Raw genomic sequence first — 24,504 nt, 5'->3', positions numbered from 1 at the left:
AGCTCGCGGTTTGCCTTTGAAACACGGCCCACTACTTCTTCTTTATTAGAAGGATTGATTGATACAATTTTATCTTCAGTAGAAATGCGCTCTCCGCCAATTAATAGATCATAATCCTGGCCCAAATAGCTTTCTACAGTTTGTAAACCCTTTAAATATGCTTCACGATGTTCTTCTTCTTTAAAATTCGTGAATGGCTCATGCTTATAAGGTTGTACCATTTTTACCGCCTCCTGAGTGTCCAAATATCAAACGTCAGATACCAGCGCCCTGCTCTATACATGCTGGAACAAGGTTTGCTATTCTCTTAAAACGTTTTCATCCAAAGACTATATTAACACGAAAATATCATTATCTTCAAACATTCTCCCTAGATGTTATATATTAACATCCAAAGGGCAGAGTTGCGGTTTCACTTAGAAGGATAAGGAGTTGAAGCCCTATTGGGCAGGGTTGGATAAAACTGTTATATATTTTTTTTAGTACTGTATTGGGCATAATACATATTTTTCATCACAACAAAGCCATCGCTCTCAAAACAAAAAACCCAGAAGGTGCTTCTCATGCACTTCTGGGTACCTTGTTCTAATGATAAATATGGACAAAAGGCTCGCTTTGGTCTGCTTTCCGGACTACAAGAGCCTCCGGGCCATTGACTGATGAGATGTTTACCTGGACTGAGATGTATTCAGGGAAGTGTTTGACAACAAGACCTGTTACATATTGGGTAAATCCAATACCTTCTGCTTTCCCATAGAATTGGATTGGGATATCAATGTTGATTTCCTGCAATTGATCCTGGGCATAGAAAGCTTTCCCGATAACTCCATTGAAGTTAGGGAAGTATGTTTCCACATCCTGTTTAAAGTTAAGAAAAGCGGTTAAATCATCACGATGATTTTTTTCAGCTGAGCTTGAAGGGAACAGGACATATTTCTCGCTGATCTCTTCCCATCCGCCTAGCTTATTGCTTCCTTTGTCTGCCTTAGCATATGCAAAAAAGCTTCCCGGCACAACCGAAGTTCTTGATTGCTGTTCAAACAAAGCAATGGTTACCGGCACATCCTTCAGGCCTTTGATTTGCCTTACTCTCTGAAGGACTTCTTCAGCCATCTTTTTGCCTTCCCGTTCAAGAACATCCCGTTTAATTTCGGTTTCAAAAGTCGCGCCATATTGTTCTTTCTGATAATAATGAACAGAGTTCATGGCAAGACCTATCACAACACCTTCGAGCCTCCCTTTTCCATCATCATTCCTTACGAGATAGTTATGTTCAAGTATATGAGCTAGATATATTGGGCTTTTTTCATTATTTTTATCAATATCTCCGCCATCTGTAATCATGGGATTTAGGCCGATGTTATCTTCAGCTTTCATTTTGCGTTCCTTCAGCTGAGCTTCCGTGAACTTGCGGTTTAGCCAGGCTTGGACAGTTTCCCTTTTTAGATACTGGCCATCCTGGAAAAAATATTTTTCCGTGTCAAACGTATTTTGAGCAATTCTCATTAGCCCGGTCTCAAATTCATTAATGTCATATTTAGTGCTTATATTATTGACCACAAGACCTCTGGACTCACTTGGTTTAAATGGCAGCAGCGTTCGATAATACTTGTCTGAAATTTTATAGTTCGGAATGATCGCCTTATCCTTTTCGTTCTTGTCTTCCTGAACGACTTCCTCCTGCTTATTAAAATTAGGCGCACAGCCTGCAAGCAGAAGGGTCAGGGATAAAGCAAGCATCATGAGTTTTTTCACGGAGCTTACACCCTCTTACTTTTTTAATTCTTCAACCAGTCTCTCCTCGTTCCAAACCTCTACACCCAGCTCCTGGGCCTTCGTCAGTTTAGATCCGGCTTCTTCTCCGGCGATTACAACATCAGTTTTCTTGCTGACGCTTCCGGATACTTTGCCGCCAAGCGCTTCTATTTTGTCTTTTGCTTCATTTCGGCTCATGATTTCAAGCTTTCCTGTCAGAACAACGGTTTTCCCTGCAAAAAAGCTATCTGAGCTTTCGGCAGAAACTGGCTTTGGCCCATTATAAGCCATGTTGACTCCGGCTGCTTTCAGCTCGGCAATCAGTTCATGAGCTTCCTCTTGTTCAAAGAAGGAAACAATGGAGTCCGCCATTTTTTCACCAATTTCATTTATTGCTGTTAAATCGTCCCGGGATGCTTTTTCAAGTGCCTCCATATGGCTAAACTCCTGGGCAAGCGTTTTGGCTGCCTTCGCTCCCACATGGCGGATTCCCAGGCCGAATAACAACTTTTCAAGAGAATTCCCTTTGGAGTTTTGAATCGCCTGAAGAAGATTGTTTACTGACTTTTCACCCATCCGTTCGAGCTGGATAAGCTGTTCATACGTTAATTTGTAGATATCTGCCACATCTTTAATCAGATTTTCGGCAAATAATTGGCTGATCACCTTTTCACCCAGGCCATCAATGTTCATGGCGTTACGGGAAACAAAATGAATAAGGCCTTCTCTGATTTGTGCCGGGCACTTTGGATTGATGCAGCGCAAAGCCACTTCACCATCAAGACGGACCAGTTCGCTCTCACATTCAGGACAATGTGTCGGCATATTAAAATCCTGCTCCTCACCTGTTCTCCTGTCTGCCAGTACATTCACAACTTCGGGAATAATATCGCCCGCTTTTTTCACAACCACCTGATCGCCAATCTTAATATCTTTTTCGCGGATCAAATCTTCGTTGTGAAGTGAAGCCCTCTGGACAGTCGTCCCGGCAACACGGACAGGCTCCAGTAGCGCAGTTGGCGTAACTACGCCGGTTCGCCCCACACTTAATTCAATATCCCTGAGTGTAGTAACAACCTCTTCTGCAGGGAATTTATAAGCTATGGCCCAGCGTGGACTTTTCGCCGTAGCGCCCAGCTGCTCCTGCTCCTCCAGTGAATCGACTTTGATTACAATACCATCAATGTCATAAGACAGATCAGGACGTTTGTCGGTCCATCCCTGTACATATTCAATTACTTCCTCAATGCTTTCACATCTTTTGCGTTCTTTATTTGTTTTAAATCCGAGGCTATCCAGAAAATCCAGACCTTCACTGTGGGATACAATTCCTGTATTCCCCGCATTTGCAATGCCATAGACAAAAATATCGAGATTGCGCTTTGCTGCAAGGCGCGGATCCAGCTGCCTTAAGGAACCTGCTGCAGCATTCCTTGGATTAGCAAACGGCTCCTCCCCATTCTCTTCTTTTGCTTTATTCAATTTCTCAAAAGAACGTCTTGGCATGAAGGCCTCACCGCGGACTTCCATCGTGACGTTCTCTTTCAGCCGGAGAGGTATCGAACGGATAGTCTTTAGATTAGCAGTAATATTTTCACCAATGGAGCCGTCACCGCGCGTGGCACCGAGAATAAATAATCCATCCTCATAGCGGAGGGAGACAGCCAGCCCATCAATTTTCAATTCACATACATAAGAAACATTTTCTCCGGCACCCTGGCGGACACGGTGGTCAAAGTCTCTTAAATCCTGTTCGTTGAAAGCATTTCCCAAACTGAGCATCTGCGACTGATGCTCCACTTTTTCAAACATATCAAGAATTTCCCCTCCAACCCTCTGTGTGGGAGAATCCTCTGTTTTCAGTTCAGGGAATTGTTCTTCAAGCTCAATCAGTTCCCTCATCAGCCTATCGTATTCAGCATCTGGAACAGACGGCTGATCAAGAACATAATACTCATAATTGTACTGATTCAAAAGGTTGTGCAGATCTTTCACCTTTTTTTCTGCCAATTGAAGGTCCATACATTCAACCCTTTCTATAATCCAATGAAAATGCAGCGGGGTTACGCCTTTGTAATCGGTGCAAATTTGGCCAGCAGACGCTTAATGCCAACTGGTTTCGGGAACGCAATATCCAGCTCTGTTCCTTCGCCGGATCCTTTCACACTGACAACAGTACCTGTTCCCCATTTTCCGTGCTGGGCTTTGTCGCCGACTTTCCAGGCAATATCGTCTCCGCCTGTGTTCGATGCAGATGGACGAATCACTGCTTTCCGCTGAGGCTGTGCTCCTCTTGAAGCAGACGGAGAGCCAAATGATGATGATCCAAATGGAGACGGCTTTTTAGCAGGCTCAAGGCCATCCAGCAAATCAGCAGGTATTTCTTTAATAAACCTGGATGGCGGATTCATGTTCGTGCGTCCAAATAAAGTACGCATTTGAGCATTCGTAATGAAAAGCTCCTCTTCTGCCCTGGTGATTCCCACATAAGCAAGGCGCCGCTCCTCTTCCATTTCAGACTCTTCCATTAAAGAACGGCTGTGCGGGAATACACCTTCCTCAAGACCCAGTAAAAAGACAACAGGGAATTCAAGCCCTTTTGCTGAGTGAAGTGTCATAAGAACAACAGATTCTGCTTTTTCACCATCATCATCCAATTTATCAATGTCAGCTACAAGAGCCAAATCAGTCAAAAATGCGATAAGCGATTTGTCTTCGCTGGCTTCTTCAAAGTTTTTTGTAACAGACAGGAATTCATCAATGTTTTCCAGACGGCTCTGGGCTTCAATGGACTTCTCGGCAATCAGCATATCGCGGTATCCTGATTTTTCCAAAATCCCTTCCACAAGTTCTGTCACAGATAGGTATTCCTGCATTTGTGTATAGTTTTTAACCAAATCCCTGAATTCAACTGCCCCTTTTGTAATTTTCGGGCTCAAGCCAATCAGTTCAATAGATTCAAGTGCTTCAAACATACTCATTTCATGAAGCTGTGCAAAGTTGGAGATTTTATCAACCGAACCGGAGCCGATTCCGCGCTTCGGTACATTAATCACACGCTGAAGGCTGATATCATCATCCGGGTTGGCAATAAGGCGCAGATAAGCAAGGATGTCCTTGATTTCTTTGCGGTCGTAGAACTTGATGCCGCCGACAATGGAATATTCTATGTTCGACTTTAACAGCACTTCCTCCATTACACGGGACTGTGCATTGGTGCGGTACAAGATCGCGATATCCGAAGCGCTTCGCTTGCCGGTGCTGATGTATTCCTTGATTTTACCTGCAACAAACTGAGCTTCTCCCTGTTCGCTGTCGGCACGATAGTAGAAGATCTTATTGCCTTCTGCATTTTCGGTCCAGAGGTTTTTCGGCTTTCTGTTCAGGTTCTTGCTGATGACTTCGTTCGCAGCCAGCAGGATCCTTTTTGTTGAACGGTAATTTTGTTCAAGCATGATGGTTTGCGCATTAGGATAATCCTTCTCAAAGGAAAGAATGTTGGCAATGTCCGCACCGCGCCATTTATAAATGGACTGGTCCGAGTCACCGACTACACAAAGATTCTTAAATCGGCTTGCCATTAGCTTTACAAGCATATACTGGGCTCTGTTTGTATCCTGATACTCATCCACATGAATGTATTGGAATTTTCTCTGATAATATTCCAGTACTTCCGGAACCCGCTGGAACAGCTGGATCGTGATCATAATTAGATCATCGAAATCAAGCGCCTGATTACGTCTTAATCTCTTTTGGTATTCTGTATATACATCACTGGCAACCTGCTGAATATAATCTCCAGCTGTTTTCGCATACTCTTCTGGAGTGATCAATTCATTTTTTGCCGAGCTGATCGATCCCAAAATTGCACGGGGATCAAATTTCTTGGGATCCAGGTTTTTATCCTTTAGGATCGATTTAATAACGGATTGCTGGTCCGTTGAATCAAGTATCGTGAAATTGCGGTTATAGCCAATCCGGTCAATATCTCTTCTTAAGATACGCACACACATCGAGTGGAACGTTGAAATCCAGATATCGTCTGCTGCTCCGCCCATCATATTATGGATACGGTCACGCATTTCACGGGCTGCTTTGTTTGTAAAAGTGATTGCCAGAATATTGTAGGGGTTCACACCCTTTTCTACCATTAAGTAAGCAATTCTGTGCGTAAGAACTCTTGTCTTTCCGCTTCCCGCCCCTGCCATTATAAGCAGTGGTCCATCAGTTGCTTTTACCGCATTTTGCTGCTGCGGGTTTAGTCCGTTCAATAATTTATCTGTTAAAAATTGCATTCCTTCTCTTCACCACCATAGAAACATATGTTCTTATAATCTATTTTATCTTGTTTGCTGATCATCAGCAACCTGTATTAAGCACGAGCGGCTTCGACTGTGGCCAATGCACCCTGCAGATCATCATAAATAACATTTCCGACCACAATGACGTCCGCATGCTCAGCCATTTCTTTTGCCTGTCCTGCATTCAGGATGCCGCCTCCGTAGAATAATACGGTTTCTTCAAGAGTATTTTTTACCTCTGCGACCACTTCTGGATCTCCGTACTTTCCGCTGTATTCGAGATAGAAGATGGGCAGGCGGAACATTTTCTCGGCCATCATTGCATATGCCCTTACCTCATCAAGAGATAGATCTGTACGTGAATTGGTGACTTGCGCGGCTTTACATTCTTCATTCAGAATGCAATAGCCCTGAACAAGGATTTCTTCCCAATTCATAATATCCCCATATTCTTTTACAGCTTCCTGATGAAGGCCTGTAACCCACTTTACATCCCGGCTGTTAAGGACTGTCGGGATAAAATACAGGTCAAAGCCCGGTGTAACTGAATCAATGGACGAAACCTCCAGCACACATGGAACCGTGTATCTGCGGATGCGTGCCATTAAATCCAGCACTTTCTCCAATGTGACCCCGTCTGTTCCGCCCACAATAATCGCATCGGTCCCTGACTCGCAAATTTTCTCCAGGTCTTCATCTGATATATTTTTATCCGGATCGAGCTTGAATACGTGGCTCCATTCGCGAACATCATACATGCAAAATTGCCTCCATTCTATCATTCCATTTCATCATTATATCATTTAAGATTGGGAATAAAAAATAAAAGCTGAAGCGTCTTTTTGAAGGGATGAACGTCAACTAAAAGCCGCCATGTCCTGTGGCGAACGTTGACGTCAGTACGTCCTGTGCAAGTCCAACAAGCGCTGGCCGACTAAAAACGCCACGTCCTGTGGCAACGTCGGCACTAGTACATCCTGTACGTCGGAAGGCCAGTGAATGAAGTCGTTTTTTTACTTCATCCATTGGCCTGAAGCGACCTCGAGGGGCTAGGCGCTGAAGCTAGATAAAATAAAAGAAGGATGTTGGATTGGGTGGAAAAAATTAATAGAAGCCAAAGAAAAAAACCGCGGGATCCAGCCCCATCGGTTTAAGCAAAACGAATATTTACGCCTTTTCAGCTTCTTCTTCTTTGATTCTTTCCAATGCCATTTCATAGGCATCATTTCCATAGTTGAGGCAGCGTTTTACACGTGAAATGGTTGCCGTGCTGGCGCCTGTATCTGTTTCAATTTTATGATAGGTTTTTCCTTCACGAAGCATGCGTGCCACTTCCAGGCGCTGTGCCAGGGATTGTATTTCATTCACTGTACATAAGTCGTCAAAGAATCGGTAGCACTCTTCCAGGTCTTTTAAAGATAGAACAGACTTAAATAACTGATCCAGTTCTTTGCCTCTTAGCTTATCAATTTGCATATATTTGCATACCCCTTTGTTTAAATAGTATTTTCAATCATTATTGTTTAGCTTCAAAGGAAACCGTTTGCTCCAGGCCCGGGTTTGATGGAACGATATTGATCCATGTTTTCCCCGGAACCAGGCCAGCCTGCTGGCCGTTCAAGACAGGAAGAATTCGCCCGTCAATATTTTCCCACTGCACCTCTGTCACTTTTCCTTTTTGAAGGAGATATCCTTTTCCCCCAGAAGTTAAGTTAATATCACGGCGGCCTGCGCTGTCAACCACTTGATGGTCTGCTTCTGCGATGAAAATGTTATCAAGTAATGCAGGTTCCCCGGATTTGTAGTCAGCTGTAAGCTCTCCATTGGAATATCTTTTATACTTCTCAAGTCCTGCATCATATTCATAGATGACATTGAATAATTCATTGTCCAAGTAGGAGATCATGGCAGAGTCAACTTTCTCTCCCTGAATTGCCTTAATTTCTTCCTTCGAAAGAAAATCAAGAGATTTCGGCTCATCTTCCATCGCATAATTTTTTTCTTTTGCTCCTTTCAGCACATTGTCAAAAGAAATATAGGAATTATGCGGAGCCTGTCTAAAGCTTTCCCTTTTAAACAATGTACCGTCATACTGCATTCCGTTCAGGTTATCAACATACCCCTGATCCAGCAGCTCTTTAGCCTCCGGGCTGTAGCCGTGGGCAATGTAAAGGCTGTCATAGCCTTTGGCCAGCTCAATATAATAATCCCTGGAACTTCTGACAGGCCCTATCATTTCGGGCCGCTCACTTTGAAAAATAGCAAGAAAACGGGTCACGTCCCCTTCTGCCAGCATTTCATAGACGACATCAGCCTGGTTAAGCCCTGATTGCGGACGGGCTTTCGGATGATTATTGATCATCACCGCCACAGCCCTTCCATCCACCTCTGTTTCCGACCCGAAGCCTGTGAGCGGATATTGAAATGGAAGTTCTTTTTCAGAGCTGACACCTTTTGTGGCTTCTTCCGCTTTTTCCGTCTCCTGCTTTGCCGGCTCCTCTGCTTTTTCTTTACTGCATCCAGAAACGAGAAGCATTGCTGCTGCTGATACAGCTATCCATCTTTTTAACATTTTCCACCCCGTGTGATTTTTGCTTTTGATGCGGATTCTATGTTAGCTCCCTTGAGCAGTTTTAATCTCTATTCTATTACACCTCTTTCATATTTTAACGCATTATCGTTGGAAAGAGTACCGTTTTATTCATGACATCATACATTCCCTGCTGGGTAATTCTGATATAAGGCAGATGGGTTGAAGAGAAAAAGAGCAGCGTGTACATTGGATCTTCATGTCTGTAGCCTTGATCACGCAAATAATGCACAAGCTGTTTTTCTTCCTGCATTAATTCCTCCACATTTTTATGGGACATGACACCTTTTAGGCGGAGCTCCATCTCCTGGACAATCCTTCCCCCTTCAGATATGACAATGCCTCCGCCAATTTCTTTCAGCCTGTTAAAAGCATTCAGCATTTCCTGTTTGCTTTTGCCGATTAAAATGATGTCACCGGTATTGGAAAATGAACTTGCCATTCCATCCAGGCTTTGGGAGAAGCCTTTAAGTATGGTATTTATTCGCCATTGTCCATTCCGGTCAACAAGCATGAAGAAACATTCATCATGGTCTTTCTCCAGCTCTTCGGAAGATACGTCAATTGTGATGGAGTATGGCTTCGTAATTACAGCATTCTCAAGCTTTATCCCGAAAGGCATGGAGAATTGCATATCATCACTTGTCAGCTCCCAATCAATAGCCAGCGGTTCAAAGCCGAATTCTTCCCATGCCACAGGCTTATAGGCATGCAGGTTTTCACCGTCTCTCTTCACCCATTCTCCTTTGGCAATAACAGATAGTGGAGTTGGTTCATTTTCATCTGACAGGAAGTTGATGTTGGCAACCCTTCCTGTCGCAATGGAGCCATGTAAATAATCAATTCCATAATGACGGGCCACATTAATGGTTGCCATATTATACGCATCAATTACCGGCACTCCTTTATCTATGGCAATGCGGATCATATGATCAATGATTCCCTGCTCATAAAAGGAAGAAAAGGAACCGTCTGTTGTGAAAACCATCCGATCATATTGATCAATGCCGATTTCATGCATTTCCTCCAATAAAACCGGCAGATCCGGACGGATGGAAGAGTACCGGAGAGATACGGTATATCCCTGTAAAAGGCGATTATACACATCTTTCCCAGTCATTGACTCATGGTCACAATCAGCGCCAAGCAGCATAAGCTTTGCCAGCGTTTTTTCGGATGCCCCCGGAAAATGGCCTTCAATCTTTTTCCTCATCCGCTTTGTTTCCTGAATCCAATGAAGCATCATATCATCGCCATCCAATAGCTTCGGCCAGCCTGTCAGCTCTCCTCCCTGAAGCACGGCATCATGTTCAAGCCACGATTTAACGTTTCCATGGGAAAAAACAGATTCTTCGCGCTGGATCTCTGTTTGAGCATCAAATCGGCACCACCAATAGGTTGTTGCAGGCATGTTTCTCATTTCCTTCAAAAAAGAAAACGCTTTCTTTTTATCCTGCTGTAAAGCAAGCACCATATTATCATTAATCAGGGTTGTTGTCCCAAACTGCGATGCATAGCTCGCCAGGGAATGGGGATTATATAATTGAAATGGATGGGCATGCGGCTCAATATATCCGGGTACGAGCGTAAGTCCTGTACAATCAAAGACCTCACACTGATCTGTTTTTTCCGGCAGCTTTTCGCCCACATAAACAATACGGTCGCCATAAATCCATATATTTGCTGTTATCCATTTGCGAAGCGCCTGATTCAGATAACGCGCGTTCTTAAGTAATATCGTCGGTGAAAGTTTTCCGTCCAATACGGAAACATGTTCACGCAAGTGCCTGTTTTTCCAACGGTAACGCTGTTCCAGCACTATACTCCCTCCCTTGTTGATATCTATATATATAAAGACTCTGTTTTTAGTATGAACACAATTAATAAAATGGCTTTACATCAATAAAGAAAGCCCTTTCATTTTCTCCTGTTTTATTATAGTAACATATTTCACTGTTTAACGCATTAAAGAATCAGTAAAAGACTGTAAAAATTTCATGAAAGTGGTGGGACCTATGCATGTAAAATCAAATATCGGCATTGTAAATGCCTTGATACGGATAACAGTCGGATTAACGGTACTGGCCTGGAGCACTTCAAAGCTTGTGAAGAGACCTTGGCGGGACTCTTATCTTGTGATGGCCATGCTGGGAGGAATGAAAGTGGCTGAGGGGATTGTCCGCTTTTGCCCATTGACAGCTCTTTTTGAAAGAGGCCAGGACATGGTTCAGGAAAAGAGAGAAAATCACCATAATAATGATGAGGCTGTTGAGGAGATTCTTCCTTATAATCCGTCTTAAGTTTTAAAAAAATTCAGCCCCCTATTTGGGGGCTGTACTATAGAAAGGAGCTGACAATATGTTCTGGGAATACGTAATGGATATGACATTTGTGCTGACAGCCATAATCGGAAGCATTGTAGCACTTCTGTTTGTGTATATCCGGAAGACTAAGAAAGGACGTGCGCGATAGCTTTATCGGCAATATCTTTGCGGCAGAATACACCTTCGCACTGAAGGTTTTCCAGTTCGGAATATACTTTTTGCTGTGCATCTTTTAGTGTAGACGCTCTGGCGCCTGCCAGCAGCACGCGTCCTCCATTTGTCACATACTCACCTGAGCTGTTTCGATCAGTGCCGGCATGGAAGACAAAAACATCTTTAAGCGCATCCAGTCCATGCAGCACAGCTCCTTTTTCGTATGCTTCAGGGTAGCCCTTTGAAGCAGCTACCACTCCGACGATTGCTTCCTCACTCCACTCGATTTCAGGCTGCTCCCCATTCAGGACTGCCAGCATTACCTCCGCCAGATCCGAATTCATCCGCGGTAAAATCACCTGTGTTTCAGGATCTCCAAAACGGGCATTAAATTCGATTACCTTCGGGCCTGCTGCTGTTTTAATCAGACCTGCATATAAAATTCCGGTAAAACTTCGGCCTTCCTGAACCATTGCTTTCGCTGCCGGGTACAAAACCTGTTCAACAGCTTTTGCAATTGTTTCCTCACCAATATGCGGTACGGGTGAATAAGCACCCATTCCGCCTGTATTCGGTCCCAGATCTCCATCAAAAGCACGCTTGTGATCCTGGGCAATTTCCAGCGGAACGACGGTTTCTCCGTTCACAAATGCCATTAAAGAGAATTCTTCCCCTTCAAGGAATTCTTCAATTACAACTGTAGAAGAAGCCTGTCCAAACTTTTCATTTAATAATAGCTCCTCAATCCCGGATAATGCTTCCTGCATGGTCATGGCCACTATTACGCCTTTTCCTGCTGCAAGGCCATCTGCTTTCAGAACAATGGGAGCGCCCTTTGCTTCAATATAGGCTTTCGCTTCTTCATAGTTGCTGAATACTCCATATTCGGCAGTAGGGATAGCATATTTCTTCATAAGCTCTTTGGCAAAAGACTTGCTGCCTTCAATTTCAGCTGCAGCTTTTTTTGGTCCAAATACCTTTAACCCGGCTTCTTCAAATCGGTCTGCCAGTCCCTCAAGCAGCGGCACTTCCGGCCCAATTACAGTCAAGTCAATTTCATTTTCCTGAGCAAATTGCACAAGCTTTTCCTGGTCGTTTTCCTGAATGGCAGCAAGCACTGCTGAATCTTCCATTCCCGGATTTCCCGGAGCCGCAAAAACCTGTTCAACTGAAGGGCTTTGATTCATCTTCCAGCAAATTGCATGTTCACGTCCGCCTCTACCAATAACCAATACCTTCATTACGCCCACCTCCGTAAAATGTCAGCTTCCGCTTTTCGTATTGTTTAGCTCAGCGCCTTCCTGATCGAGGCGCTTCCGCTTTCGTTTGTCCAGCTACAGCGCTTAGGGGCTCGAGGTTATAAGCCAATCTGTCAAAAAGGTAAAGAGGTAAAGAACCACCTTTCCGACAGCTCGTCTTATGCTTGAGGCTCCCAGGATGGGAGTCATGCAGACGTTGCCACAGGACGTGGCGCTCTTAGTCTGCGTTCCTCCTATCGAGGCGCTTCCGCTTTTCGTTTGTCTAGCTACAGCGCCTAGGGGCTCGAGGTCATAAGCCAATCTGTCAAAAAGGTAAAGAACCACCTTTCCGACAGCTCGTCTTATGCTTGTCGCCCCTGGTCGAGGCGCTTCCGCTTTTCGTTTAATGTTTAAAATGCCGTACGCCTGTAAAGACCATGGCAATTCCGTACTCGTCGGCCTTTTTGATGGAGTCTTCATCACGGATGGAGCCCCCCGGCTGGATGATGGCTGTGATGCCTGCTTTGGCTGCGACTTCAACGGTATCGTTCATTGGGAAAAAGGCATCCGATGCCATTACGGCTCCGTTTGCTTTTTCACCTGCCTGTTCAAGCGCAATTTTGGCAGAGCCCACGCGGTTCATCTGCCCGGCACCAACTCCAAGTGTCATGTTTGCATCATTGACGACTATCGCATTGGATTTCACATGCTTAACGACTTTCCAGCCCAGCTTCAGTGCTTTCCACTCTTCTTCCGTCGGCTCCCTCTTGGTCGCAACTTTTACTTCTGCATCTTCAAGAGTGAATAGATCATATTCCTGCGTCAGCAGGCCGCCTTCAATAGCGGACAATCTCATCTCCGCTTTCTTTTTTCCTTCAAAAGGAATGGTCAGCAGGCGCAGGTTCTTTTTCCCTTTCAAAATTTCAAGCGCTTCATCTGAGAAGGATGGTGCAATGATGATTTCAAGGAAAATTTCATATAGCTTTTTGGCTGTTTCTGCATCCACTTCCCTGTTTAAGGCAATGATTCCGCCGAAAATTGAAACAGGGTCAGCTGCGAAAGCTTTTGAAAAAGCATCAAATACATTTTCTCCGGTCCCCACTCCGCAAGGATTCATATGCTTAACAGCAACTGCTGCAGGCTCCGAGAATTCTTTAACGATTTGGAGAGCTGCATCTGCATCGTTGATATTGTTGTAGGATAATTCCTTGCCGTGAAGCTGTTCAGCGTTCGCAATCGAAAATTCAGAACCAAGCGGCTTACGGTAAAACGCAGCACTTTGATGCGGATTTTCCCCGTATCTCAATGTTTGCTTCAATTCATACGTAACCGTTAATTTTTCAGGCGTTTCTTCATTTGCCAAATCTGTCATATATTCAGCGATCATCGCATCATAGGCAGCTGTGTGGCGGAATACCTTCGCAGCAAGCCTGCGGCGGGTTTCCTTTTGAACCTCTCCGGTTTCTTTCAGCTGTGAAAGAACTGTTTCATAATCGACAGGATCCACCACAACCGTTACATATTCATGGTTCTTGGCGGAAGCACGCAGCATGGACGGGCCGCCGATATCTATATTCTCTATCGCATCCTCTACTGTCACATCCGGTTTAGCTATGGTTTGCTGGAACGGATACAAATTCACGCACACAACCTGGATAGGCTGGATCCCATGCTCCTCAAGCTGCTGCTTGTGGGCTGGTTCGCCATGCTTAGCCAGCAGTCCGCCATGTATCATCGGATTTAATGTTTTTACACGTCCTTCCAGGATTTCCGGAAAGCCTGTCACATCGCTTACGCCGATAACAGGAACCCCACTCTCTTCCAGCGCTTTTTTTGTACCGCCTGTTGAAATAATTTCAAATCCCAGTTCGCTTAGCTGCCGGGCAAATTCTGTGATGCCATTTTTGTCGGAAACACTGATTAATGCACGTTTCTTCATGTTCGCTCCCCCTGACTCTGTTGAATAAACTTTAGCTCTCTACCATTTTAGCACAGAAAAGACTTTGCAAAACCTGCGGATAAAGCTTATGCTCGACTTCATGTATCTTCTTTTGAAGACTTTCAAGAGTCTCACCCTCATCTATAGCAACTGGCGCCTGAGCAATTATCGGGCCCGTATCCATTCCTTCATCGACAAAATGAACCGTCACACCGCTTACCTTCACATTGGCAGATAATGCCTGGCCAATCGCATCCTTACCTGGAAAAGCGGGAAGAAGAGAAGGGTGGATATTAATAATCCTGCCTTCAAACTCTTTCAAAAGCGTCGGGCCAATCAGTCTCATATAGCCTGCGAGAATAATATACTCGGCCCCGCTCTCCTTCAGCCTTTGCAAAATCGCTCTTTCATACTCTGCTTTGCCGGCATAGTCTTTAGCTGAAAAAACAAATTGCGGCACCTGTTCGTTTTGCGCACGCTGGATGCTGTAGGCACCTGACCGGTCACAGACAAACAAGACAATCTCAGCCTGCAAGTCCCCTTTTCTGGCGGCATCAGCAATGGCCTGAAAGTTCGTTCCGCTTCCGGAAGCAAACACTGCTATTTTTTTCATGACTTCCTCCAAGTTACAGAATTTCAATTCCTTCCTGATCCGTTACTGTCCCCATCAGATAGGCCTTTTCGCCAAATTCATTAAAATAGGCGATCAGTTCATCAGCAATATCTTTATCTGCTGCAATCACCATGCCTGTTCCCATATTAAAAATGTTGTACATTTCCTTGCGTTCGAGTCGGCCAAGCTTCTCCATCACCGTGAACACAGGCGGCACTTCCCAATTGCTTTCAGTAAGCTGGGCGCCAAGGCCTTCAGGCAGCATGCGCGGGATATTTTCAATAAATCCGCCGCCGGTAATGTGGGCCATGCCTTTCAGCTTGAATTGCTTCATAGCTGAAAGAAGGGACTTTACATAAATTTTTGTAGGACGAAGCAGCTCTTCCCCTAAAGTGCAGCCTAATTCTTCTACATGATCGGTTAAGGACATATTCGCTTTTTCAAAAAACAGCTTTCTGACAAGTGAATACCCATTGCTGTGAATTCCGCTGGATGCAAGGCCAATCAGCACATCTCCTGCCTTGATGTCCGCACCATTTATCAGGCTGGATTTTTCACAGGCACCGACTGCAAAGCCGGCAAGATCATATTCTTCCTCACTGTACATGCCAGGCATTTCGGCTGTTTCACCGCCTACGAGTGCACACCCGGCCTGTTCACAGCCATCCGCGATGCCTTTCACAATCGCTTCAATCCGTTCAGGCGCCGCTTTTCCGCAAGCGATATAATCCAAGAAGTAAAGGGGCTCTGCTCCCTGTACGACAATATCATTTACACACATGGCGACCGCATCAATCCCAATCGTGTCATGCTTTTCCATCATAAAAGCGAGCATCAGCTTCGTGCCGACACCATCTGTTCCTGACACCAAAACCGGTTCCTTCAGGTTCAGTTCAGAAAGATCGAACATGCCGCCAAATCCGCCCAAACCGCCAAGCACACCCGGACGAATCGTCTTCTGTACGTGTTTTTTCATGCGGGAAACTGCTTCATAGCCAGCTTCAATATCTACTCCGGCCTGTTTATATGCATTTGCCATCTGTTTTTCACCCCGTATTGGAAAAATAAAGGCCGATTTTGTATTTTATCGGCCAACATTGTGCTTTTACCGGTCAAAAATGATGATTTACCGGCCAATTCTTTATATTTACCGGCCAAAAAGAGCAAAATACCGGCCAAGTTTCATATCTATACCTTTTCATAAGGATGCAATGTACTCGGATAAATCTCCGTCGGATACTGTCCTGTAAAGCATGCCAGGCATTGTCCGTCTTTTCGTCCAATTGCTTTGACCATCCCCTCTGTACTTAAGAAGGTAAGGGTATCTGCACCAATGATTTCTCTTATTTCCTCGACAGAATGATTGCCGGCGATCAATTCTTCCTTTGTCGACGTATCGATCCCATAGAAGCATGGATTTTTAATCGGCGGTGAGCTGATCAGCACATGTACCTCAGTCGCACCAGCTTCCTTCAGCATGGTAACGATCCGTCTGCTTGTTGTTCCGCGGACGATCGAGTCGTCCACCATGATGACTCTTTTGCCTTCTACCACTCCGCGTACCGGGGACAGCTTCATTTTCACACCCTGTTCACGCAGCGACTGGGATGGCTGGATAAATGTGCGCCCCACATAGCGGTTTTTAATCAGACCCATCTCGTATGGAATGCCAGACGCTTCAGCATATCCAATCGCAACTGAAATGCTGGAATCCGGCACACCCGTAACAACATCACCTTCAATCGGCACTTCAAGAGCCAGCTGCTTCCCAAGATTTTTCCGGGCGGTATGCACATTGATCCCGTTGATATTGCTGTCCGGACGGGAGAAATAAACATATTCCATCGTGCACATGGCAATATTAGAGGCCATGGCAAACATTTCGGATCGGAATCCATTATCATCAATGATCAGCAGCTCTCCCGGCAGAATGTCGCGGATAAACTCTGCCCCGACCACATCAAATGCACAGGTTTCAGATGCAACCGCATAAGCATCGCCAATCTTGCCAAGTGAGAGCGGCCTCATGCCGTTCGGGTCCAGCGCAACCATCAGTTCTGTTTCGGTCATAATCAGAAAAGCATAAGCTCCTTTAATCATGGATAATGCATTTTTGACACGGTCCTTAAGTGAAGAGAAACCTGCACGCTTAATTAAGTGAGCCAGCACCTCTGTATCCGAGCTCGTTTGAAAAATGCTTCCCTGTCCTTCAAGCTGATGCTTCAAGGCAGTCGCATTCACCAGGTTTCCGTTATGGCAGAGAGCAAGGCTGCCGCTTTGTGAGTTGAACAGGAGAGGCTGGACATTTTCATATCCGCCCCCGCCGGCAGTCGCATAGCGGACATGTCCGATCGCTGCTTTTCCTTCCAGCTCCTTCATGGCATCTGCTGTGAAAATTTCCGTTACAAGGCCTTCACCTTTCATGCCTTTCAGCTTCTTTCCATCCGTAACAACCATCCCGGTGCCTTCCTGGCCGCGGTGCTGCAGACTATGAAGCCCGTAATACGTGATCTGGGAAGCATCCTGATGCCCCCAGATTCCAAAAACACCGCACTCTTCATTCAGTCCTCTTATTTCAGCAAGCATGGAATAGCTCCTTTCCAGGCCTGCTTCAGAACGTTAACCTGTTCGGCAAGCAATAGGCCCTCTTCATTAGACATATAAAGTACAGGTGCTTCGGTTACTTCACCGATTAGTGTCGCATCCACCAAACGTTCAAATGCTTCCTGGTTTTCTTTTTTTACTGATAGCAGGAAACGGGATTGTGATTCACTGAATAAAGCTGAAGTCGCATTTCCAGTTACCCGGATATCTGCACCCAGACCTTTTGAACCGATCAGGCTTTCCGCAGCAGCTACAGCCAGCCCGCCTTCTGCCACATCGTGCGCAGAGGCAACCAGCCCTGAACGGATGGCTTTTAAAATTTGTTCCTGTGCCTTTTCTTCTTCTTCAAGATCAAGCTCAGGCGCTTTTCCGAAAATCCTGCCGTATGTCATCTTCTGCAGCTCACTGCCGCAGAATTCATCCTTCGTTTCGCCAACCAGGTAAATTAAGTCCCCAGCTGCTTTAAAAGATTGTGTTGTCACATGGTCAATGTCTTCTACAAGCCCCACCATTCCAATGACAGGCGTTGGGTAAATAGCTGTTCCATTTGTTTCGTTATATAATGAGACGTTTCCGCCGATAACGGGTGTATTCAATGTGCGGCATGCTTCACTGATTCCGTCTGCGGCTTTTTCGATCTGCCAGAAGATTTCAGGCTTCTCCGGGTTTCCGAAGTTCAGATTATCTGTTATTGCCAATGGCTGGCCGCCAGAGCAAATGATATTTCTTGCCGCTTCGGCAACAGCAATTTTTCCGCCTGTTTCAGGATCAAGATACATATAGCGGGAGTTGCAGTCTGTCGTCATGGCCAACCCTTTGCGGGTGCCGCGGATGCGGATGACTGCGGCATCTGATCCAGGTGCCACTACTGTATTCGTGCGGACCATATAGTCGTACTGGTCGTAAACCCATTCCTTACTTGCAATCGTCGGCTGCTGAAGAAGCTTTACCAATGTTTCTTTATAATCCTCAACCGCAGGAATTTCATTTTCCATTGCCTGAAATTCACGGTAATACTGCGGCTCGCTTGATGGCTTATGATAAACCGGCGCATCCTCTGCAAGCGCATCTACCGGCAGCTCTGCCACCACTTCCCCCTGATGAGTCAGGCGGAGCATTTTATCATCCGTTACCTTGCCAATCGAAACAGCTTCAAGATCATATTTGGAAAATAAATCAACGATCTCCTGCTCGCGTCCTTTTTTCACGACAATCAGCATTCTCTCCTGAGACTCGGAAAGCATCATTTCATATGCAGTCATGCCCGTTTCCCTTTGAGGAACAAGGTCCAGATTCATTTCAATTCCCGATCCCGCTTTGCTCGCCATTTCAGCAGAAGAGCTTGTCAAACCGGCAGCTCCCATATCCTGTATGCCGACAAGTGCGTCAGACTGGACCAGTTCAAGACATGCTTCAAGCAGAAGCTTTTCCATGAATGGATCGCCAACCTGGACAGCCGGGCGTTTTGATTCTGATTGGTCTGTTAATTCTTCAGATGCAAAAGTAGCACCATGGATACCGTCACGGCCCGTTTTTGCACCAACATACATGACTGTGTTGCCTACTCCGTGGGCCTGGCCTTTTTTGATATCCTTATGGTCAATTAAGCCGACGCACATAGCGTTTACAAGCGGATTTCCTTCATAGGAAGGATCAAACTGCACTTCTCCCCCAACTGTTGGAATGCCGATGCAGTTTCCGTAGCCCGCAATGCCTGCGACTACTTCTTTAAAAAGGTACCGTACACGAGGAGAATCCAATTCTCCAAAGCGTAAAGAGTTGAGGAGTGCGACCGGTCTTGCGCCCATTGAAAATACATCGCGGATAATCCCGCCGACACCTGTTGCTGCCCCCTGGTAAGGCTCGATTGCAGACGGATGATTATGGCTTTCAATTTTAAAAACAACTGCTTGCCCATCGCCGATATCAACAATTCCAGCTCCTTCCCCTGGTCCCTGAAGTACTTTCTCTCCTGTTGTCGGGAACTTGCTTAACACGGGCTTTGAGTTTTTGTAGCTGCAATGCTCTGACCACATAACCGAAAACAAACCGATTTCTGTGTAATTTGGCAAACGCCCGATAATCTTTTCAATCATCGCAAATTCGTCATCAGACAATCCCATCTCTTTGTATACCTTCTGTGCCTTTAACTGTTCCGGACTTGGCTTAAAGCTTAACGACATGTGCGTCCCTCCATTGTTTTACGATTGATTGAAAAAGTTTCAGGCCATCTGCTCCCCCTAAAAGCTCATCAACGGCTCTTTCAGGGTGCGGCATCATGCCGAGTACATTTCCCTTTTCATTGACAATGCCTGCGATGTTTTCCAGGCTGCCATTTGGGTTTGTTTCGTTATAAGTAAAGACAATCTGATTATTTGCCTTTAAAGCCTCTAAAGTTGCTTCGTCACAATAATAGTTACCTTCGCCATGGGCGATTGGGATATTGATTACCTCGCCTTTTTCGTATGAGGATGAAAACATCGTTCCATTGTTTTCAACCTTCAATTCGACCGTGCGGCAAATGAATTTCAAGCTGTCGTTTCTTCTCATCGCTCCCGGCAGAAGACCGGCTTCTAGCAGAATTTGAAATCCGTTGCAGACACCGAGAACCGGCTTGCCTGCCTCAGCAGCTTTCACTACTTCCTTCATGACATTGCTGAAGCGTGCCACTGCACCGGAACGAAGGTAATCACCATATGAGAACCCGCCTGGAAGAAGGATTCCATCATATTCATCCAAGCTTTCTGCGTCATGCCAGACATATTCGGCTTCCGCTCCAAGCTCATCCTTTACTGCATGGTACATATCGATGTCACAATTGGACCCTGGAAATACGATCACTGCGAACTTCACTGAGCAACAGCCTCCTCAATTTCAAAGCGGTAATCTTCAATCACAACATTAGCCAACAAGCGCTCACACATTTCCTTTACTGCCTCTTCAACAGGACGGTCGCTTTTTTCCACTGTCAGCTCCATGTATTTTCCAATGCGTACATCAGACACTTCGCTGTAGTTCATGGAGTGCAGAGAGTTTTTTACAACTGTTCCTTGAGGATCTAGAACACTTTCTCTTAATGTGACGAAAACTTTTACTTTGTACATACGGTTTGGCCTCCCAGTCTCGCTAAAATATTTTCATATGCATCCGTTAAATTTCCAAGGTCCCTGCGGAAAACATCTTTATCCAGTTTTTCATTTGTTTCAATATCCCAAAGCCTGCAGGTATCTGGCGAAATCTCATCAGCCAGCAAAATTTGGCCAGATTCATCTTTACCAAACTCCAGCTTGAAATCTACTAGTTTAATGCCCAGGTCTTTGAAAAAGTCTTTTAAAACGGCATTAACTTGTAGTGCTTTTTCTTGTAAAAGGATAACTTCCTGCTTATCAGCCAGTTGAAGAACTTCAATATGATCTTCTGTCAGCAGCGGATCACCAAGCTCATCATCTTTGTAGTAGAACTCAACAATTGGTCTTGATAATTCTTTCCCTTCTTCAGCTCCCAATCTCTTAGAAAAGCTCCCCGCCGCAACATTACGGACCACTGTTTCGAGCGGAATGATATCCACTTTTTTTACAAGCTGTTCTGTCTCCGAAAGCTTTTTAATAAAATGAGAATCAATCCCCAGCTCCTGAAGCTTTGAAAATAACAAACTGGTAATCTCATTATTCAGCCGGCCCTTGCCGCTGATGCTTGCTTTTTTCTCCCCATTAAAGGCTGTTGCAGAATCTTTATATTCAATCCAGACAATATTTTCATCGTTTGTCTGATATACCTTTTTGGCTTTGCCTTCGTATAACAATGCTCCTTTTTCCATTGCGGAGAGCCTCCTTATTTTTTGAAGATTGGGAATTTTCGTGATGGCAAAGAGGTAAAGACTGCTCTTTACCTCTTTATTTTTTATAAACCTAAACGGTCAAAAATAGTATCCACATGCTTGATGTGGTAGTTATAGTCAAAGCAGTCATCTATTTCTGCTTCGGATAGCTTTGATGTAATGGTCACGTCCTGTTCGATCAGGCTGCGGAATTGCACCTGCTTTTCCCATGCTTCCATGGCCCGCGGCTGGACAGTATCATATGCCTCTTCACGAGTCATGCCTTTGTCAATCAGGGCCAGAAGAACACGCTGAGAGTAAATCAGCCCTAAAGTACGGTCCATATTGCGCTTCATGTTTTCAGGGAAAACTGTTAAGTTCTTTACGATATTCCCAAAGCGGTTCAGCATATAGTTCAGTGCAATTGTAGCGTCAGGCAGGATGATTCTTTCAGCTGATGAGTGGGAAATATCGCGCTCATGCCATAATGCCACATTTTCATAAGCAGTCATCATATAGCCGCGGATTACTCTTGCCATTCCCGTCATATTTTCTGAACCAATCGGATTGCGTTTATGCGGCATTGCTGATGATCCCTTCTGGCCTTTCGCGAAAAACTCTTCCACTTCACGCGTTTCGCTTTTTTGCAGGCCGCGGATCTCCGTCGCAAATTTCTCGATTGAAGTGGCCACAAGTGCAAGTGCACCCATATAATGTGCATGACGGTCACGCTGAAGTGTTTGTGTAGAAATTGGCGCAGGCTGGATGCCCAGCTTTTCACACACATACTTTTCAACGAACGGATCGATGTTTGCATATGTTCCAACGGCACCAGAGATTTTACCGAACTCTACACCAGCAGCTGCTTCTTTAAAGCGGTCAAGATTACGCTTCATTTCTTCATACCATAGTGCAAGCTTTAAACCGAAAGTTGTTGGCTCCGCATGCACTCCGTGCGTACGGCCCATCATCACTGTATGCTTGTGCTCCTGTGCTTTGTTTTTCAGGATTTCCACAAAACGTTCAATATCTTTTAGAAGAATATCATTCGCCTGCTTGATTACGTAAGAAAGAGCCGTGTCAACGACATCTGTGGAAGTAAGCCCGTAATGAACCCATTTGCGCTCCTCGCCAAGCGTTTCAGATACCGCACGAGTAAAAGCGACAACATCATGCCGTGTTTCCTCTTCGATTTCTTTAATGCGGTTAATATTAAAAGAAGCATTCTCACGGATTTTCTGAACATCTTCTTTCGGAATATCTCCTAATTCAGCCCAAGCTTCACAGGCAAGAATTTCTACCTCAAGCCAAGCCTTAAAGCGGTTCTCTTCTGTCCAGATAGCTCCCATTTCCGGTCTCGTATAGCGTTCAATCATGTTTTATCCTCCGATCTTTTCCTTCACAGGGGTCCAAATGCCGCTCTGTTCTGCTTCTTCGAGTGCCTCTTCGGCTGAGTTCCGCAGAAGTGTGACATGTCCCATTTTGCGTTTATATTTGGCATCCTTTTTTCCGTACAGGTGTATCTTCCAGTCATCCAATTGGGGTATTTTCTTAATTAAAGGCTCCTGGTGCTCTCCTAATATGTTTACCATAACAGCCGGTTTTAATAGCTCTGTGCTTCCAAGCGGCCAATTGCATACCGCGCGGATGTGCTGTTCAAACTGGGAGGTTTCGCAGGCTTCAATCGAATAGTGGCCTGAGTTATGCGGACGGGGTGCAAGCTCGTTAATGTAAATCTGTCCGTCCTTTGTCAGAAACATTTCGACTGCCAGTGTACCGACAAGGCTTAAAGCTTCTGCCAGCCGGTTTGCTGCCTTTACTGCCCGTTCCTCCGCATCAGCTGTGATCATGGCCGGCACAATGGTCTGGTGCAGTATGTTTTCTTTATGGACATTTTCCCCGACTGGAAATACTGCTTTTTCACCCGAAATATTCCGGCAGATAATAACCGATATTTCCTTTTCGAAAGCGATCCATTTTTCAAGGACGCACTCGCCATTCTCCAGAAGATTTGCAGCTTTCTCAATATCCTGCCCGTTCTTTATTACAAACTGCCCTTTTCCGTCATATCCGCCTCTGGATGTCTTTAACACTGCTGGATAGCCAAGCTTTTCTATATTATCATAAATGTCTTTTTCAGTCGTAATGACCGCATATGGCGCGACCTCGCAGCCGGCTTTTTGGATGGCTGCTTTTTCCTTTGACCTGTCCTGGGTAATCCCCAGCACCTCGCTCCCCTGTGGGACATACGCATTTGCACAAAGCCACTCAAGAGCTTCTGCACTGATATTCTCAAATTCATAAGTGATAACATTGCTTACTTTCGCCAGCTCTTTTATAGAATCTAAATGGCCGTATTCGCCAAGGATTTTTATATCCGCAACCTGCCCGCAAGGAGAATCATCTGATGGATCCAATACCGCAATCCTGAAGCCATTAGCCTTAGCTGCCAGCGCCATCATTCTCCCAAGCTGTCCCCCGCCAATAATTCCAATTGTTTGTCCAGGTAAAATGGTTGTATTAGACAAGTTCATCACTACTTTCCAGTACTTCCTGTTTTGTTTTATCTCTTTTGGACTGAAGACGTTCTGCAATGGCTGTATCAAAAGCGCCGAGTATTTGTGCTGCCAGCAATCCGGCATTAACGGCTCCTGCTTTTCCAATTGCAACTGTTGCAACCGGAACGCCGCCGGGCATTTGAACAATGGACAGCAATGAATCCAGTCCGTTTAGAGCCTTTGATTGCACTGGTACTCCAATGACGGGAAGTGTTGTTTTCGCTGCTACCATTCCTGGCAGATGTGCTGCTCCGCCTGCACCCGCAATAATAACCTTAATGCCTCTGTCCCTTGCCTGCTCAGCATATTCAAACATAAGATCTGGAGTCCGATGGGCTGAAACAACTTTCTTTTCAAACGGGATTTCAAGCTCTTCCAGAATTCCGCAAGCGTGCTTCATTGTCTCCCAATCTGACTTGCTTCCCATAATGACTGCTGCTTGTACGCTCATTCCTTCTCCTCCAAATCTTCCAATATAAAGTGAAACTACAATCAGTGGGGGCGCTTTATCCCCCGGTGATTGTTAGTCGCGTTCTAGTGTCGCTAAGATCTCCGCTAGCGCTTCGATCAATCGACACTACGAACCCGATTGGTTCAACTAAGCCTCTGCCT

The 24,504-nt window shown here is 45.2% G+C and carries 21 protein-coding genes and 1 pseudogene; 2 read left to right on the top strand and 20 right to left on the bottom strand.

Features of this window, described 5'->3' with window-relative positions; all coding sequences use genetic code 11:
* The 8 genes and pseudogenes from BK139_RS22515 to BK139_RS22480 all read right to left on the bottom strand — a co-directional run.
* Positions 1-221, bottom strand: a pseudogene (locus BK139_RS22515) (L-glutamate gamma-semialdehyde dehydrogenase); the annotation flags it as partial.
* A gap of 364 nt (positions 222-585) precedes the next feature.
* Positions 586-1,755 (bottom strand): CamS family sex pheromone protein, encoded by a 1,170-nt coding sequence (locus BK139_RS22510; RefSeq protein WP_076263265.1) that lies wholly within the window; start codon positions 1,753-1,755, stop codon positions 586-588.
* Between the two features lie 15 nt (positions 1,756-1,770).
* Complete coding sequence (gene ligA / locus BK139_RS22505) at positions 1,771-3,777, bottom strand: NAD-dependent DNA ligase LigA (RefSeq protein WP_076263262.1); 2,007 nt, start codon at positions 3,775-3,777, stop codon at positions 1,771-1,773.
* Positions 3,778-3,818: 41 nt separating this feature from the next.
* Complete coding sequence (gene pcrA, locus BK139_RS22500) at positions 3,819-6,050, bottom strand: DNA helicase PcrA (protein ID WP_076263260.1); 2,232 nt, start codon at positions 6,048-6,050, stop codon at positions 3,819-3,821.
* Between the two features lie 77 nt (positions 6,051-6,127).
* Positions 6,128-6,814 carry a heptaprenylglyceryl phosphate synthase gene (pcrB, locus tag BK139_RS22495; protein WP_076263257.1) on the bottom strand — a complete coding sequence of 229 codons (687 nt, stop codon included), beginning with the start codon at positions 6,812-6,814 and terminating at the stop codon, positions 6,128-6,130.
* Positions 6,815-7,223: 409 nt separating this feature from the next.
* The gene (locus tag BK139_RS22490; RefSeq protein ID WP_035333268.1) at positions 7,224-7,532 is read right to left on the bottom strand and encodes a YerC/YecD family TrpR-related protein; all 309 of its coding nucleotides are present in this window, start codon (positions 7,530-7,532) and stop codon (positions 7,224-7,226) included.
* Between the two features lie 40 nt (positions 7,533-7,572).
* Positions 7,573-8,628 carry a DUF3048 domain-containing protein gene (locus BK139_RS22485; RefSeq protein WP_076263255.1) on the bottom strand — a complete coding sequence of 352 codons (1,056 nt, stop codon included), beginning with the start codon at positions 8,626-8,628 and terminating at the stop codon, positions 7,573-7,575.
* Between the two features lie 94 nt (positions 8,629-8,722).
* Positions 8,723-10,465, bottom strand: a complete 1,743-nt coding sequence (locus tag BK139_RS22480; protein WP_175609182.1) for an adenine deaminase C-terminal domain-containing protein — start codon at positions 10,463-10,465, stop codon at positions 8,723-8,725.
* A 196-nt stretch (positions 10,466-10,661) separates the two neighbouring features.
* On the opposite strand from BK139_RS22480, the gene BK139_RS22475 reads away from it, so the two are divergent.
* Positions 10,662-10,946, top strand: a complete 285-nt coding sequence (locus tag BK139_RS22475; protein ID WP_076263250.1) for a YgaP family membrane protein — start codon at positions 10,662-10,664, stop codon at positions 10,944-10,946.
* Positions 10,947-11,004: 58 nt separating this feature from the next.
* Entirely contained in the window at positions 11,005-11,118 is a 114-nt protein-coding gene (locus BK139_RS24570) for an EYxxD motif small membrane protein (protein WP_323805933.1), read from the top strand.
* Here BK139_RS24570 and purD read toward each other — a convergent pair.
* The 12 genes from purD to purE form a co-directional block, all read right to left on the bottom strand.
* Complete coding sequence (purD, locus tag BK139_RS22470; RefSeq protein ID WP_076263247.1) at positions 11,096-12,364, bottom strand: phosphoribosylamine--glycine ligase; 1,269 nt, start codon at positions 12,362-12,364, stop codon at positions 11,096-11,098. The genes BK139_RS24570 and purD overlap by 23 nt on opposite strands.
* Before the next feature lie 400 nt (positions 12,365-12,764).
* The gene (gene purH, locus BK139_RS22465) at positions 12,765-14,300 is read right to left on the bottom strand and encodes a bifunctional phosphoribosylaminoimidazolecarboxamide formyltransferase/IMP cyclohydrolase (RefSeq protein ID WP_076263245.1); all 1,536 of its coding nucleotides are present in this window, start codon (positions 14,298-14,300) and stop codon (positions 12,765-12,767) included.
* A 31-nt stretch (positions 14,301-14,331) separates the two neighbouring features.
* Positions 14,332-14,913, bottom strand: coding sequence for a phosphoribosylglycinamide formyltransferase (gene purN / locus BK139_RS22460; protein WP_076263243.1), 582 nt, complete (start codon positions 14,911-14,913; stop codon positions 14,332-14,334).
* A gap of 13 nt (positions 14,914-14,926) precedes the next feature.
* Positions 14,927-15,952, bottom strand: a complete 1,026-nt coding sequence (purM, locus tag BK139_RS22455; protein ID WP_076263241.1) for a phosphoribosylformylglycinamidine cyclo-ligase — start codon at positions 15,950-15,952, stop codon at positions 14,927-14,929.
* Positions 15,953-16,101: 149 nt separating this feature from the next.
* Positions 16,102-17,499 carry an amidophosphoribosyltransferase gene (gene purF / locus BK139_RS22450; protein WP_076263238.1) on the bottom strand — a complete coding sequence of 466 codons (1,398 nt, stop codon included), beginning with the start codon at positions 17,497-17,499 and terminating at the stop codon, positions 16,102-16,104.
* Positions 17,484-19,700 carry a phosphoribosylformylglycinamidine synthase subunit PurL gene (gene purL, locus BK139_RS22445; RefSeq protein WP_076263236.1) on the bottom strand — a complete coding sequence of 739 codons (2,217 nt, stop codon included), beginning with the start codon at positions 19,698-19,700 and terminating at the stop codon, positions 17,484-17,486. The genes purF and purL overlap by 16 nt, the downstream gene beginning before the upstream one ends.
* Entirely contained in the window at positions 19,684-20,370 is a 687-nt protein-coding gene (gene purQ, locus BK139_RS22440) for a phosphoribosylformylglycinamidine synthase subunit PurQ (protein WP_076263234.1), read from the bottom strand. The genes purL and purQ overlap by 17 nt, the downstream gene beginning before the upstream one ends.
* Positions 20,367-20,621 (bottom strand): phosphoribosylformylglycinamidine synthase subunit PurS, encoded by a 255-nt coding sequence (purS, locus tag BK139_RS22435; protein WP_009336741.1) that lies wholly within the window; start codon positions 20,619-20,621, stop codon positions 20,367-20,369. The genes purQ and purS overlap by 4 nt, the downstream gene beginning before the upstream one ends.
* Positions 20,609-21,334 (bottom strand): phosphoribosylaminoimidazolesuccinocarboxamide synthase, encoded by a 726-nt coding sequence (purC, locus tag BK139_RS22430; protein ID WP_076263231.1) that lies wholly within the window; start codon positions 21,332-21,334, stop codon positions 20,609-20,611. The genes purS and purC overlap by 13 nt, the downstream gene beginning before the upstream one ends.
* A gap of 83 nt (positions 21,335-21,417) precedes the next feature.
* Positions 21,418-22,710, bottom strand: a complete 1,293-nt coding sequence (gene purB, locus BK139_RS22425) for an adenylosuccinate lyase (RefSeq protein WP_076263229.1) — start codon at positions 22,708-22,710, stop codon at positions 21,418-21,420.
* Between the two features lie 3 nt (positions 22,711-22,713).
* Positions 22,714-23,868: a 5-(carboxyamino)imidazole ribonucleotide synthase gene (gene purK, locus BK139_RS22420; protein WP_286149093.1), complete on the bottom strand. Its 1,155-nt coding sequence runs from the start codon at positions 23,866-23,868 to the stop codon at positions 22,714-22,716.
* Complete coding sequence (purE, locus tag BK139_RS22415; protein ID WP_076263227.1) at positions 23,855-24,343, bottom strand: 5-(carboxyamino)imidazole ribonucleotide mutase; 489 nt, start codon at positions 24,341-24,343, stop codon at positions 23,855-23,857. The genes purK and purE overlap by 14 nt, the downstream gene beginning before the upstream one ends.
* Positions 24,344-24,504 lie beyond the last annotated feature (161 nt).

It is taken from the genome of Paenibacillus sp. FSL R5-0490, assembly GCF_001956215.1.
Lineage (GTDB): Bacteria > Bacillota > Bacilli > Bacillales > Cytobacillaceae > Cytobacillus.
This window is presented reverse-complemented; position numbering and strand designations above follow the sequence as displayed.

Bases quoted from the DNA above. Each gene is read 5' to 3' on its own strand.
- purC (WP_076263231.1), bottom strand. From the start codon at position 21,334: ATGGAAAAAGGAGCATTGTTATACGAAGGCAAAGCCAAAAAGGTATAT.
- purF (WP_076263238.1), bottom strand. From the start codon at position 17,499: ATGCTTGCTGAAATAAGAGGACTGAATGAAGAGTGCGGTGTTTTTGGA.
- purM (WP_076263241.1), bottom strand. From the start codon at position 15,952: ATGGCAAATGCATATAAACAGGCCGGAGTAGATATTGAAGCTGGCTAT.
- purS (WP_009336741.1), bottom strand. From the start codon at position 20,621: ATGTACAAAGTAAAAGTTTTCGTCACATTAAGAGAAAGTGTTCTAGAT.
- purD (WP_076263247.1), bottom strand. From the start codon at position 12,364: ATGAAGGTATTGGTTATTGGTAGAGGCGGACGTGAACATGCAATTTGC.
- purN (WP_076263243.1), bottom strand. From the start codon at position 14,913: ATGAAAAAAATAGCAGTGTTTGCTTCCGGAAGCGGAACGAACTTTCAG.
- BK139_RS22490 (WP_035333268.1), bottom strand. From the start codon at position 7,532: ATGCAAATTGATAAGCTAAGAGGCAAAGAACTGGATCAGTTATTTAAG.
- BK139_RS22475 (WP_076263250.1), top strand. From the start codon at position 10,662: ATGCATGTAAAATCAAATATCGGCATTGTAAATGCCTTGATACGGATA.
- BK139_RS22485 (WP_076263255.1), bottom strand. From the start codon at position 8,628: ATGTTAAAAAGATGGATAGCTGTATCAGCAGCAGCAATGCTTCTCGTT.
- purB (WP_076263229.1), bottom strand. From the start codon at position 22,710: ATGATTGAACGCTATACGAGACCGGAAATGGGAGCTATCTGGACAGAA.
- purH (WP_076263245.1), bottom strand. From the start codon at position 14,300: ATGAAGAAACGTGCATTAATCAGTGTTTCCGACAAAAATGGCATCACA.
- pcrA (WP_076263260.1), bottom strand. From the start codon at position 6,050: ATGCAATTTTTAACAGATAAATTATTGAACGGACTAAACCCGCAGCAG.
- purE (WP_076263227.1), bottom strand. From the start codon at position 24,343: ATGAGCGTACAAGCAGCAGTCATTATGGGAAGCAAGTCAGATTGGGAG.
- pcrB (WP_076263257.1), bottom strand. From the start codon at position 6,814: ATGTATGATGTTCGCGAATGGAGCCACGTATTCAAGCTCGATCCGGAT.
- purL (WP_076263236.1), bottom strand. From the start codon at position 19,700: ATGTCGTTAAGCTTTAAGCCAAGTCCGGAACAGTTAAAGGCACAGAAG.
- ligA (WP_076263262.1), bottom strand. From the start codon at position 3,777: ATGGACCTTCAATTGGCAGAAAAAAAGGTGAAAGATCTGCACAACCTT.
- purK (WP_286149093.1), bottom strand. From the start codon at position 23,868: ATGAACTTGTCTAATACAACCATTTTACCTGGACAAACAATTGGAATT.
- BK139_RS24570 (WP_323805933.1), top strand. From the start codon at position 11,005: ATGTTCTGGGAATACGTAATGGATATGACATTTGTGCTGACAGCCATA.